This window comes from Mycobacterium sp. 29Ha (assembly GCF_032883055.1).
GTDB lineage: Bacteria > Actinomycetota > Actinomycetes > Mycobacteriales > Mycobacteriaceae > Mycobacterium > Mycobacterium gallinarum.
Genome location: NZ_JAMQTI010000001.1, coordinates 280,812 through 293,152, shown reverse-complemented (window position 1 = coordinate 293,152; position 12,341 = coordinate 280,812). Strand labels below are relative to the sequence as shown.

Here is a 12,341-nt window from a genome sequence, read left to right as displayed (position 1 = left end):
CCCTACCGGCGACCCGGTCCGACCGGCCCTGGACCCACCGGGCCAGGACCCACGGGGCCAGGTCCCACCGGACCGACGACTCCGCCGACACCAACGGGTCCGGCAGGCCCCACCACCGGGTTCGGCGGGTTCACGTAGACGGTCGCGTCGACAGGCACGCACGTCACCGTGTACACGTCCCAGTACATGCCGTAAGGGCACGGCGGAGGTGGTGGCGGCGGTGGCGGTGGCGGCTGCGCACCGCCGATCGCGGAAGATCCGAACTGCACCAGTACCGCTGCTGCCGCCGAAGCGAGCACCGCGAGCACCGCCCCGCGAAGTCGTACCCCCACCATCGTGGCAATCCCCCTGTCGCCGTACCCGTTGCGCGGTGTCGACAGCTTGCCATGCACGACGGGTCCTGGAGCCCGATTCGGCGGCATTACTGACGCCGGCGTAAGGCCTGGGAGCTGGGCTCAGGCGGTCTGAGCGGACAGCTTGCGATACTCCAGGACGGTGTCGATCACGCCGTACTCCTTAGCCTCCTCGGCCGTCAGGATCTTGTCGCGATCGGTGTCCTTACGAATCTGCGCAGCGTCCTTGCCGGTGTGATGGGCCAGCGTGGTCTCCATCAGCGTGCGCATCCGCTCGATCTCCTTGGCCTGGATCTCCAGGTCGGAGAACTGGCCCTGGATGACGCCGGACAGCGCGGGCTGGTGGATCAGGATGCGGGCGTTGGGCAGCGCGAGCCGCTTACCGGGGCTGCCTGCGGCGAGCAGCACGGCGGCGGCCGACGCGGCCTGGCCTAGGCAGACGGTCTGGATATCCGCGCGAACGTACTGCATGGTGTCGTAGATCGCCATCAGCGATGTGAAAGAGCCACCCGGCGAGTTGATGTACATGGTGATGTCGCGATCGGGATCGAGCGACTCGAGGACCAGCAGCTGGGCCATGATGTCGTTCGCCGACGCGTCGTCGACCTGCACGCCGAGGAAGATGATGCGCTCCTCGAACAGCTTGTTGTACGGGTTGGACTCTTTGACACCGAAGCTCGAATGCTCGATGAACGACGGCAGGATGTAGCGGGCCTGCGGCTGGATCACGGCACCGCCGTGGGGTGCAAGGCGAGGGTCAGTCTGCGGATGCAAGTGGTCGGTCATTTGTCTAGTCCTGCGCTCGGGCCAGAGCCGTTGACGCTGGCGCTGGTGATGATGTGGTCGACGAAGCCGTACTCGAGGGCTTCCTGCGCGGTGAACCAGCGGTCGCGGTCGGAGTCGGCTTCGATCCGCTCAAGGGTCTGCCCGGTGAACTCCGCGTTCAGCCGGAACATCTCCTTCTTGATGACCGTGAACTGCTCGGCCTGGATCGCGATGTCCGCGGCGCCGCCGGTGATGCCACCGAGTGGCTGGTGCATCAGGATGCGGGCGTGCGGCAGCGCGTAGCGCTTGCCCTTGGTGCCCGCGGCGAGGAGGAACTCACCCATCGACGCGGCCATCCCCATCGCGTAGGTGGCGACGTCGCACGGCGCGAGGACCATGGTGTCGTAGATCGCCATGCCCGCGCTGATCGATCCGCCCGGCGAGTTGATGTAGAGGTGGATGTCCTTGGTGGGATCTTCGGCCGACAGCAGCAGAATCTGCGCGCACAGCCTATTGGCGATGTCGTCGTCGACCTGTGATCCCAGGAAGATGATGCGCTCGGAGAGCAACCGTTCGTAGACAGAGTCGACGAGGTTCAGTCCGGGCGATGCACCACGCATGTCAGTCACGACTGGATACCTGCTTTCTTTCAAGTCCTAACACTCACCGACACTAACCAACCTGTGCGAGCGCGCACTCCCTAGACAGGCCGCTTTCGCTCACAGCGTCACTTGGCGTCGGCAGTTTCCTCGTCAGCCTCGGCCGTTTCGGCCGAGGCCTCGGATGCTTCAGGCGCCTCGGAATCGCCGCCACGGCCGAAGAACTCCGAGGTGTCCACGACCTCACCATTCGAATCGGTGATCGTGGCGCCCTCGACGACCTGAGCCACAGCCAGACCGCGACGGACGTCGGCGAACAGCGCCGCCAACTGGTTGTTCTCCTGCAGGGCGGCCAGCAGCTGCTGCGGCTCCATGCCGTACTGCTGCGACATCAGCATCAGGCGCTGAGTGACGTCGTCCTGACCGACCTGGACGTCGAGCTTGTCGGCGATCGCGTCCACCAGCAGCTGGGTGCTGACGGCCTTCTCCGCGTTGGTGCGGTTTTCCTCGTCGAACTTCTCCCGGCTGCCGCCCTGAGCCTCGAGCGCCTCGGCGAACCGCGCCTCGTCATGGTCCAGCCCGTGGATGGCGTTGTGCAGCGCCTCGTCCACCTGCGCCTGCACGACGTTCTCGGGCAGCGGCACCTCGACCTGGTCAAGCAGAGCCTCGAGCACCTTGTCCCGGATCAGCTCGGCCTGCTGGACGCGCTTGCGGGTGCGTAGCTGCTCGGTGAGGCTGTTCTTGAGCTCGTCGATGGTGTCGAATTCGCTTGCCAGCTGGGCGAATTCGTCATCGGGCTCGGGCAGCTCGCGCTCCTTGACCGACTTCACGGTGACGGTGACCTGAGCCTCCTCGCCGGCGTGGGCGCCGGCGGCCAGCTTGGTGGTGAAGACGCGGGTCTCCCCTTCCTTGAGGCCGATGATGGCCTCGTCGAGGCCCTCGATCAGCTGGCCGGAACCGATCTCGTGCGAGAGTCCCTCGGTCTTGGCCTCGGGTAGGTCCTCGCCGTCGACGGTCGCGGACAGGTCGATGGAGACGAAGTCGCCATCCTCGGCGGCGCGGTCGACACCGGTGAGCGTGCCAAAGCGGGCGCGGAGGTTCTGCAGCTCGGCGTCCACCTCTTCGTCGTTGACCTCGATGGCGTCGACCGTGAGCTCCAGCGCGTCAAGGTCCGGGAGGTCGATCTCGGGGCGGACGTCGACCTCGGCGGTGAACTCGAGGTCCTCGCCGTACTCCTTCTTGGTGACCTCGATGTCCGGCTGGCCGATCGGGCGCAGATCCGAGGACGTCACCGCCTCGCTGTAGCGGCCGGGAAGTGCATCGTTGACGACCTGGTCCAGCATGGCCTCGCGGCCGAAGCGGGCCTCGAGCAGCTTGCGCGGCGCCTTGCCGGGCCGGAAGCCGGGCAGCCGGACCTGGCTCGCCAGCTGCTTGAAGGCGCGATCGAACTCGGGTTCGAGCTCGGTGAAGGGCACCTCCACGTTGATGCGAACCCTGGTCGGGCTCAACTTCTCGACGGTGCTCTTCACGCTCATGCTCCTCATTGATCCTGGGTGGGTCTTGCCTATGTAAGGGTGCAGTCGGGGTGACAGGATTTGAACCTGCGGCCTTCCGCTCCCAAAGCGGATGCGCTACCAAGCTGCGCTACACCCCGCGCCGATGCGGTCGCTCTCAAAACACAGAACGACCACGCGAGATACTACGGCCTGGACGCGCCCAGCCTTTAATTGGATGATTCCGCGGGCGCCGGTACAGTCTCCTGGTGCAACACACGCGGGCGTAGCTCAATGGTAGAGCCCTAGTCTTCCAAACTAGCTACGCGGGTTCGATTCCCGTCGCCCGCTCCACAGGGCCAGCGCAGAGGTCAGCGGACCCCTGCGACACGGCCGTCGCGGCGCCGATGGCGCTGAAGGCCGACGTCCCGGCCGCGTCGAGTCATAACTACTGCAAATTGGCGGACTTCACGGGTTGAAGAACGCGTCCTTGTAGCGCAGCCCGAGCCAGGGGCGGCGCCCCTTGAGCACGATCCCACCGCGCAGCAGTGCGCGACGAAACGGCATCCGCCCGTAGGAAACGAGGAGGAATGTCACCGGATCCACAGACAGGATGCAGTCCGCCGGCTCTCCCGGGGCACGCACCTGCGCAGTACCGTCGGCCACCCGAAGGACGAAGCGCTGCTTGTGACGCTGCCGCCCGCCGCGCAGCCGGATCTCGTAGATGACGGGTGCGGCCATGCCGGCGTTGGGCCGCACCACCAGGGGCAACATGTGCGGGCACACCGTGCCGAGGATCAGTGTCGCGTCGTCGGCAGAAATCGGCCACGGACGGTCCGTCCCGGCTGCGATGTCGCGTCCATGCAACGTCAGTTCACCGAGCGCCAACGCGGCAAGGCATTCCACGGTGCGGGTGCGCCCCGCGCCGTACCACGGCGTATCGCACTCTTGGTCCGGGTCCGCCGCCGTCACGAGTTTCAGGAACCGTCTTCCCTCAGCGTTGATCAGCTGCGCAAGTGCTTCCGCATCGGTGTGCTCGACGAAGTTCAGGGTGGCGGCGTTGCACGCCGCCAGCCGGGTCGGAAAGTCCCCTTCGACGTACTCATCCGGGGTGAGCCCGATGGATTGCGCGGCAACCGCCGCGTTGAACCCAATGAGTACGACGGCCACGTGGGCGGCGGTTTCGGCCACAGTCCAGTCGGTGCCCGCCGCGAGGCGCCCGACGTCGGCGGTTGTCCGCAGCAGAGCGGTGAATCGCTCGGTTGCCGCCCCGATCGCCGCGCACGCAGCCCTTCGGTCCAGATTCTCTACTGCCGTGTTCATTCTTCGACCATCCGAAATCGTTGCCGCGAGAACATCGGCCGGACGACGCAGATCGGGGAGAGTAGAAGGTCGTACCTTCGCCGCCGGGCGGCGCAATCTACGCGTTTCCGCTGATGTTCGCCCCTCGGGTGACGAACGATGCTGGCTAGCATGAGCGCGACTGGCAGGAGCGATGACGTGGGGGAAGAGCTTCCGACGGGGACGGTGACACTACTGCTCGCCGACGCCGAAGGCTCGACGCGGTTGTGGCAGAGCCAACCGGAGGAGATGACAGCCGCGGTCGCGCGGTTGAACCGCACCGTGGGGAGCTCGTTGCGAAGCACAACGGTGTACGGCCGGTCGAGCAGGGCGAAGGCGACAGCTTCGTCGCCGCGTTCGCCCGCGCAAGCGACGCGGTGGCGTGTGCACTGGCGCTGCAACGGACACCCCTACTTCCGATCCAGCTGCGCATTGGCGTGCATACCGGTGAGGTTCAGTTGCGCGACGAGGGCAACTACATCGGCACGACGGTCAGTGGCGCAGCGCGCCTGCGCGATCTTGCCCACGGCGGTCAAACCGTCCTATCGGGCACCACCGAGGATCTGGTCACTGATCTGCTTCCGGCCGACAGCTGGCTCATCGACCTGGGTTCGCATCCGCCGCGCGATCTCCCCAACCCAGTGCGCGCCGTACAGCTGTGCCACCCCGACCTGCGCAACGACTTCCCGCCGCTCAGTGCCCGAGAAACCGCTGCCAGTCAACAGCTTCCGACGCAGTTCACCAGTTTCGTGGGCCGCGCTGCCGAAATCGGCGAAGTGACCCGGTTGCTTACCGACAGTCGGGTGGTGACGCTGACCGGGGCGGGCGGAATCGGCAAGACACGGCTGGCGATCCAGGTGGCTGCGGAACTCGGCGGCGACGTCTGTTATGTCGATTTGGCGCCGATCACCGACCCCGATGTGGTGCCCGTAACGGTGAGCCGGGCGCTGGGCGTGCGGGACCAGCCCGCCCATTCGACGATGGGCGCGCTGCTGCGATCTGTCGGACAACGCCGCATGCTAGTGGTCTTGGACAACTGCGAGCACCTGTTGGATGCGTGCGCCGAGCTGGTCATGGCTCTGCTCCGTGGCTGTCCGGCGGTGACCATCCTGGCCACGAGCCGCGAGCCGATCGGCGTGAGCGGCGAGGTGAGTTGGCGGGTGCCGTCACTGCCCTTGAACGGTGAGGCCGCCGCATTGTTCGCCGAGCGCGCACGGCAGGTTCGGCCCGACTTCCGCCTCACCGAGGACAATTCCGCCGCGGTGACGGAGATCTGCCGGCGCCTCGACGGCCTGCCGCTTGCCATCGAACTGGCGGCCGCACGCGTGCGTGTGCTCTCATTGGCCGAGATTCACCACGGCTTGCACGACCGCTTTCGGCTGTTGACAGGCGGTGCTCGCACGGCAGTGCGGCGCCAGCAGACCCTGCGCGCCTCGGTGGATTGGTCCCACGCGCTGTTAACCGAGCCCGAACGCGTCTTGTTCACCCGGCTCGCGGTGTTCATGGGCGGATTCGACCTGGACGCCGCGGAGGCCGTCGCCGCCGGTGGCGACGTTGCGCGCCATCAGGTCCTCGATCTGCTGACTCTGTTAGTCGACAAGTCGTTGGTAGTGGTCGAAAGTGCCAGTGGGCGAACACGGTACCGACTGTTGGAGACGGTCCGTCAGTACGCGCAGGAAAGGCTCGCCGAGTCGGGCCAAGGCGATTCGGCGCGCAAACGCCACCGGGATCACTTCGCGGCGATGGCGGCGTCCTTGGAGGGCTCCTCGGGTCGCGATCACAAGCAACGGCTCGAACGGGTCGAGACCGAGATCGACAATCTGCGTGCCGCATTCACGTGGAGCCGCGAGGAATCCGACCTGGAGCGTGCGTCCCAGCTGGCGTGCTCGCTGCAGCCGCTGTGGCTTGCGCGGGGCCGCATGCGAGAGGGCATGGCGTGGTGTGACAACGTGCTTCTCGATGGAGGCGCGGGCTTGCGCGAGGCGAAGCCGACCGCCTTCGCGTGCTTGCTGGCCACGAATGCTGTGCTCGACGTCTACACCGGTGCCACCGATCGTTTGGAAGCGGCCTTGGAGGCGCTGACGATCGCGCGTGCGGCCGACGATCCCGAGCTGTTACTGCGCGCGCTGACCGCCTGTTGCGGAATCGCTGTCTTCGATCCCGATCGGGCCCAGCCTCATCTCGCCGAGGCGATCGACCTAGCCCGTTCGCTCAACGACGAATGGCGCCTCAGCCAGATTTTGGGGCTGCACGCCTACGGGGCGGTGATGGCGGGGGACCCGGTAACCGCACGCGCGGCTGCCGAGGAGGGGCGGGATCTGGCCGACGCCGTCGGCAACAGGCTCGACTCGCAAGGCTGCCGGTGGGCGTTGGGGACGGCAACAGGGCTGGGCGGAGACGCCGGCAGAGCCGTCGACATACTGCTTGCATTGGTCGCCGAACTCGACGCTGTCGGCGACGTGCTGTGGAGAGCGCCTGCGTTGTCCCTCCTCGCCGTCATGCAGGCTTGGAGCGGAGCGCCGAGTGCCGCTGAGCGGTCGGCCATCTCCGCCCTCGAGGCCGCTACCCGACTCGGCGGGTTCCACCCCGGACTTGCCTCCGCGGGGTTGACCTTCGCGCACCTCGCCGCGGGCGACGTCGCCGCCGCATACGAGGCGGCGGTCGAGTGCAGGTCCCGCCTCAGTGCCTACCCGAGGATGGCGGCCATCTGGATCACCTTCGGCGCCTATGCTGTTCTGGCCCGCGGCGATTTGAGCGTGGCCCGCCAGTGGGCCGACGAAGCGGTCTCGGCGACGACCGGATCCCATCGTGCGCAGGCGCTCACCGCGCGGGCGCTCGTCAAGATCTTTCAGGGTGAGCCCGAGCGGGCCGCGCGCGATGCCCATGACGCCTTGACGAGCCTGGTCGGCGTATCTGCTCACGGCGGTGCCGCCCCCGCGCTCGACCGACTCGCCGTGCTGGCGATTGGCGCCGGCAACCACCAGGAAGCTGCGCGCTTCCTCGGCGCGGCAGAAGCCATTCGACAGCGCACCGGCGAGGTTCAGATGAAGGCCTTCCTCCCCGTGTACGAGGCATCGGTGTCGGAGCTGCGAGATGCTCTGGGTCACAGAGACTTTGATGCAATGTGGGCAGAAGGGCACCGCTTGTCCACCGACGAGGCGATCGCGTATGCGCAGCGCCGCCGCGGCGAACGCAAACGTCCGACGAGCGGGTGGGCAGCGCTGACGCCGACCGAGCGCGACGTCGTCAGGCTGGTAAGTGAAGGCCTCGCGAACAAGGACATCGCGACAAGGCTCTTCGTCTCCCCTCGCACCGTGCAAACTCACCTGACGCACGTCTACACCAAACTCGGGCTGAGGTCCCGTGTTCAGCTCGCGCAGGAAGCAGCGCTTAAGGCTGACGGTTGAAGCCGGTTCTCATACGTAGATATCCAGCGGAATGGCCGCGCTCAGCGCAGTCCCGTGCCCGGCTGGGCTGAGCCTAAGCATGCTCACAACGAAATACCAGGAAGAATGCAGTAGGCAAACGCTCACTTGTCGGGCGTCTTCTGGATTGCGACCAGGGTGACGTCGTCCAGTGCGGCGCCCGCTTCGGCAATTGCACGCGCTCGAGAGCACAGCTCGACGGGATCGGGGTATTGAGCGACAAACTCCAACGCAGGTCGGACATCGGTGCCGTCACCGATCAGATCCAGCACACCGTCGGACGCGATGACGAGCGTTTCACCGTCTTCGAGCATCACATCGTGCGACACCCACTCCTCGTCGGGCATCACGCCGAGCGGCAGACCCGCGCTCGACAACCGCTCGACGACACCGGTTTTCCGCACTATCAGGGCGAGACCATGTCCGGCGTCGACGTAGCGCACTGCTCCCGTGGCGATATCCAGTCGCGCATGAAACAGGGTGACGAAGGTTTCGGTGCTGGTGAGATCGTCGGACAGTTGCGCCGACACGGAGTTCACCGCGTCGGCGAGGTCAGCACCGTGATCCATTTCGTCGACAGCCCGCGACGCCGCGCGAAGAGCTGATCGCACGCTGGCGGTCAGGATTGCGGCGCCGAGCCCCTTCCCCATCACGTCGGCGACGGTGAAGATCACGCCGCGCTGCGAGCTGTAATGGTCGTAGAAGTCGCCGCCGACCGCGAAGGCGGGCAAACACAAGGCGCACACGGTGTATCCCGGCAGATCGCCCAGCGGTCGCGGCAGCAGATGACTTTGCACCTGCGTTGCCCGATCCATCTCGTCGAACCGTTCCAGTTCCCGCTGAACCCAACCGGCCAACTCGCGAAACGTCTCGACCTGCTCGCTGTCGAGCGAGCGCGGTTTCGTGTCGTAGATGCAGAAGGTGCCGACAGGGTGACTGCCAGGGCCGAACAGTGGGTAGCCGGCGTAGAAGCGGACGCCGCCTTCGGCCTTGATCGCGGGCAGTTCGCAGAAATCTGGTTCCTGGCGCGCATCCTCGATGATCAGCGCCGGTTCATCGACGTTCATGTACGTGCGCGCGATGGTCGCCCGACAGATGGTCTGCTCCCGGGGCACCGTGCCGGCTAGGTCAAGACCATCGTTCTGTTTGAACCACTGGCAATCACGATCGATTAGCGACACCGCGGCCATCGGCACACCGAACACCTGTCGCGCCATTCGGGTGATACGGGAGAATCGCTCCTCGGGTTCTGAGCCCAGCAAGTGCAACTGCTCGACAGAGCGCATCCGGGCATCTTCGACCTCGGGAGCGAGCACGAAGCCTTCACCGACGACTTCGGCTGTCATGGCCTCACGCCCGAGCTCTTGAACCACGCGTCCCCTATCGCTCGATCCCCGCGTTATGCGAAACCATATTTGGCAGAGCAGGGTGGTGTACGCGATTGCGGAAAGGCAGCACCGGCGCGCGCGGTCTGCCGAGATTCGAGGCGCGCGCACGCATTGTGGTCGAGAATTCATCGGGATCGCGGACTCTCCTCGCGACAAACAGTCTTGGAAGGTGACATGGCAGCGGAGGATCCGCGACCCACAGCGGTCGTCATCGTGCATGGAATGGGCGAAAAAAGCCCGATGGAGACGTTCGAAGGTTTCGTGAGGACGGCACTTCATCCGCTCGACGGGAAATGGAACTATCAACCGCGGCCGGCCGAGGTCACCGACACCTACGAAGCACGTCGCTACGTCGCCCCCGGTCTGGTCGACTTCTTCGAATACCACTGGCCATTCCTCATGACGGCGGGCAAGTACGCCGGCGTTGCATCGACGGCGCTGCGGCTCTTTCTGCGGCGGCCCGGCAATGTGCCCGACGCGCTGGTCGGGATTTGGCGTCGGGTCTGGATCGTGGTGCTGTCGGCCCTGTTGCTGATCCCCGTACTGTTCGTGTCCGGCTACGCGCTGAATTCGGATGTTCCGGCGTGGATCATCGGGTTGACCATCAGCGCGGCCGTGTTGATCTTTTGGTTCGGCCTCTACCGCATGCTGGCGCGAGCGTTGGTGAACAAGAAGACCGCGCCCTTGGTCGACTCCGCCCGCTACCTGGATCCGTCGCCGCCCTCGTATGCGGCGCGACGAGCCGTTCGCGGCGGCCTGGTCGACCTTCTCCGCGATTTGCACGAGGAGGGCTACACGCGCATCGTCGTGGTTGCCCACGGTACCGGCACGTACATCGCGTATGACGCGCTGACGCTATTCTGGGCACAGTTTCACAAGCAGGGAAAGCCTTCGCACATAACCGATTTCGTCACCGTCGGCGCACCGCTGTTCCTTGCGGATCTGTTGCTTACTCGGCCGCCGTTGCTCAACGGCATAAAGACGTCGGACGGCGCCATGCGGCGTGAGCTGTTCGAGGAACTGATGCGTCGCGGCGTAGTCGCCGGATGCCAACCTGAGTCTCCGTTCGCCGCCACGCGATGGACGAACATGTGGTTTCCCGTGACTCGGGGCAGCCTCCGCGGCGACTGGTTCGGCGGCGAGTTGGGTCCGTTGTTCGGCGCCGGCATCCGCGACATCGCGGTGAGCGGCAATCAGCCCGAGCGGCTCAAACCCGGGTCCGCGCACACTGAGTACTTCAGCCATCCCGACAAGGACACCGACGGTGATGTCGCCTGGCACCTGCGCAGGACTCTTGCCCTGTAGGTCTCCGCTCTGGGCGTAACCCGCTGCATGTTCGCGACCGATCTTGACTGTTTCCTGTCGGTACGCTGGACGCCATGAACAGCGTCCTGCTTGTCCTCGTTGTCGTGGTCGTCGTCGCTCTCGGTGCGGTGGTGTACGGAGCGATGAGGGCCTCCGACCGGCGCAATGCCGCCTCACTGGAGGACGCGAAAGCCGATGCGCGTCGCGTGATCGAACGCCTCGGCGGCCAGGTCATCAACTTGACCGGCACCGACGACGCCTCCAAGCAGGCGCTTGCCGACGCATCGGAGCGGTATACGGCGGCGGGTTCGCAGATCGAGCAGGCAAACACCGCCAAGCAGGCGCTGCTCGCCAAGGAGAGTGCGCTCGAAGGCCTCTACTACGTGCGTGCCGCCCGCACCGCAATGGGCATCGACCCGGGTCCCGAGTTGGAAACGCTTGCCGGCCAACGTTCGGCCGGCACCGTCACCGAGGACCGGAAGGTGAACTTCGAAGGTCGCGAGATCGAGGCGTCACCGGCTCCGTCCGAGCGCACACCGAACTATTACCCCGGCGGCCGCGTCGCCGGCCGCCCCGTGCCCGCTGGCTGGTACTCGGAGCCGTGGTGGAAGCCGGCACTGGTCGCCGGCGCGTGGGGTGTGGGATCGATGTTCCTGTTCAGCGCGCTGTTCTCGGGGATGGCCGGCACCGGCTACGAGCAGGGCTTCGCGGAGGGATACGACCAAGGATTCGATCAGGGCGGCGACGGCGGGGGTGACTACGCCGACGGCGGCGGGGGCGACTTCGGCGGCGGCGATGGCGGCTGGGGCGGCGATTGGGGCGGCGGCGACTTCGGAGGCGACTTCGGCGGCTTCTAGCCCCAGCAGAGTCGATTCCTATTTCTGGCAGGTCGGGCACCAGAACAGGTTGCGGCCCTCCAACTCCGCAGTGCGAATTTCGGTGCCGCACACCCGACATGGCTCTCCTGCACGCCGGTACACGTAGGTGCGCGGCCTGCCGGGTCCATATGCCGGCAACCCATGGTCGTCCTCGGGGCGGATCGCGATGATCTTGCCCCGCCGAACGCCCACCTTCATCAACTCGACGAGATCTGCCCACATCGCGAAGAATTCGCTCTCGTCGATGTGCGTGCCCGGCCGGTACGGGTCGATGAGATGTCGGTACAACAGCTCGCTGCGGTACACGTTGCCCACGCCTGCAATCACCGACTGGTCCATCAGCAGTGCACCGATGGGTCTGCGCGACTTGCGGATTCGGTGCCACGCCAATGCCCCGTCGGTGTCGCGGCGCAACGGGTCTGGGCCAAGACGCGCGACGATGTCGGCGATCTCCGGCTCGTCGATTACCTCGCACACCGTCGGGCCGCGCAGGTCGGCGCCGTACTCGGCACCGACCATCCGCATCCGCACCTGACCGACCGGCAGTGGCATGGGCAGCGGGAGTTCGGTGAACGTCCCGTACAACCCGAGGTGAACGTGCACGACACGACCGCCGTCGTAGTGGTGGAACAGGTGCTTACCCCACGCAGTGGCCTTCTTGAGGACATGTCCACTGACCGCCGCGGCCCCTTCGGTGAATCGGCCCTGCGGGCTGGACACCATGACCGGTGCCCGGCCGAAGCGGCGCTGATGCAGCCGGGCAAGCCGGTGCAGCGTGTGCCCTTCCGGCATCC

9 protein-coding genes, 2 tRNA genes and 1 pseudogene are annotated in these 12,341 nt (G+C 66.1%); 4 read left to right on the top strand and 8 right to left on the bottom strand.

What is annotated here, in order from left to right:
- Positions 1 to 2: 2 nt before the first annotated feature.
- The 5 genes from M1248_RS01455 to M1248_RS01435 all read right to left on the bottom strand — a co-directional run bounded on the left by M1248_RS01455 (position 3) and on the right by M1248_RS01435 (position 3,371).
- Complete coding sequence (locus M1248_RS01455; protein WP_317147345.1) at positions 3 to 392, bottom strand: hypothetical protein; 390 nt, start codon at positions 390 to 392, stop codon at positions 3 to 5.
- Between the two features lie 63 nt (positions 393 to 455).
- Positions 456 to 1,139 (bottom strand): ATP-dependent CLP protease proteolytic subunit ClpP2, encoded by a 684-nt coding sequence (gene clpP2 / locus M1248_RS01450; protein WP_163729801.1) that lies wholly within the window; start codon positions 1,137 to 1,139, stop codon positions 456 to 458.
- Positions 1,136 to 1,738, bottom strand: a complete 603-nt coding sequence (locus M1248_RS01445; protein WP_163737391.1) for an ATP-dependent Clp protease proteolytic subunit — start codon at positions 1,736 to 1,738, stop codon at positions 1,136 to 1,138. The genes clpP2 and M1248_RS01445 overlap by 4 nt, the downstream gene beginning before the upstream one ends.
- A gap of 107 nt (positions 1,739 to 1,845) precedes the next feature.
- Positions 1,846 to 3,246 (bottom strand): trigger factor, encoded by a 1,401-nt coding sequence (tig, locus tag M1248_RS01440; protein ID WP_317147464.1) that lies wholly within the window; start codon positions 3,244 to 3,246, stop codon positions 1,846 to 1,848.
- A 51-nt stretch (positions 3,247 to 3,297) separates the two neighbouring features.
- Positions 3,298 to 3,371, bottom strand: a tRNA-Pro gene (locus M1248_RS01435).
- A gap of 119 nt (positions 3,372 to 3,490) precedes the next feature.
- Here M1248_RS01435 and M1248_RS01430 point away from each other — a divergent pair.
- Positions 3,491 to 3,564 (top strand) — tRNA-Gly (locus M1248_RS01430).
- Between the two features lie 114 nt (positions 3,565 to 3,678).
- On the opposite strand, the gene M1248_RS01425 is transcribed toward M1248_RS01430, so the two are convergent.
- Entirely contained in the window at positions 3,679 to 4,533 is an 855-nt protein-coding gene (locus M1248_RS01425; protein ID WP_317147344.1) for a maleylpyruvate isomerase N-terminal domain-containing protein, read from the bottom strand.
- A 177-nt stretch (positions 4,534 to 4,710) separates the two neighbouring features.
- Here M1248_RS01425 and M1248_RS01420 point away from each other — a divergent pair.
- Positions 4,711 to 7,958 (top strand): annotated as a pseudogene (locus tag M1248_RS01420) (helix-turn-helix transcriptional regulator).
- 122 nt (positions 7,959 to 8,080) lie between these two features.
- Here the strand turns inward: M1248_RS01420 and M1248_RS01415 are convergent.
- Positions 8,081 to 9,322: a SpoIIE family protein phosphatase gene (locus tag M1248_RS01415; protein WP_317147343.1), complete on the bottom strand. Its 1,242-nt coding sequence runs from the start codon at positions 9,320 to 9,322 to the stop codon at positions 8,081 to 8,083.
- Positions 9,323 to 9,538: 216 nt separating this feature from the next.
- Here M1248_RS01415 and M1248_RS01410 point away from each other — a divergent pair, with 216 nt between their 5' ends.
- A complete protein-coding gene (locus M1248_RS01410) occupies positions 9,539 to 10,669 on the top strand; it encodes a hypothetical protein (RefSeq protein ID WP_317147342.1) in 1,131 nt (376 codons plus the stop codon).
- A gap of 74 nt (positions 10,670 to 10,743) precedes the next feature.
- Positions 10,744 to 11,526 (top strand): DUF1542 domain-containing protein, encoded by a 783-nt coding sequence (locus M1248_RS01405; RefSeq protein WP_317147341.1) that lies wholly within the window; start codon positions 10,744 to 10,746, stop codon positions 11,524 to 11,526.
- An 18-nt stretch (positions 11,527 to 11,544) separates the two neighbouring features.
- On the opposite strand, the gene M1248_RS01400 is transcribed toward M1248_RS01405, so the two are convergent.
- The gene (locus M1248_RS01400; RefSeq protein WP_317147340.1) at positions 11,545 to 12,339 is read right to left on the bottom strand and encodes an Fpg/Nei family DNA glycosylase; all 795 of its coding nucleotides are present in this window, start codon (positions 12,337 to 12,339) and stop codon (positions 11,545 to 11,547) included.
- Positions 12,340 to 12,341: the final 2 nt, after the last annotated feature.

What these genes read in the sequence shown, in the direction of transcription:
- M1248_RS01415 (WP_317147343.1), bottom strand. Translation starts at nt 9,322, where the DNA reads ATGACAGCCGAAGTCGTCGGTGAAGGCTTCGTGCTCGCTCCCGAGGTC.
- M1248_RS01405 (WP_317147341.1), top strand. Translation starts at nt 10,744, where the DNA reads ATGAACAGCGTCCTGCTTGTCCTCGTTGTCGTGGTCGTCGTCGCTCTC.
- M1248_RS01425 (WP_317147344.1), bottom strand. Translation starts at nt 4,533, where the DNA reads ATGAACACGGCAGTAGAGAATCTGGACCGAAGGGCTGCGTGCGCGGCG.
- clpP2 (WP_163729801.1), bottom strand. Translation starts at nt 1,139, where the DNA reads ATGACCGACCACTTGCATCCGCAGACTGACCCTCGCCTTGCACCCCAC.
- M1248_RS01400 (WP_317147340.1), bottom strand. Translation starts at nt 12,339, where the DNA reads ATGCCGGAAGGGCACACGCTGCACCGGCTTGCCCGGCTGCATCAGCGC.
- M1248_RS01445 (WP_163737391.1), bottom strand. Translation starts at nt 1,738, where the DNA reads ATGCGTGGTGCATCGCCCGGACTGAACCTCGTCGACTCTGTCTACGAA.
- M1248_RS01410 (WP_317147342.1), top strand. Translation starts at nt 9,539, where the DNA reads ATGGCAGCGGAGGATCCGCGACCCACAGCGGTCGTCATCGTGCATGGA.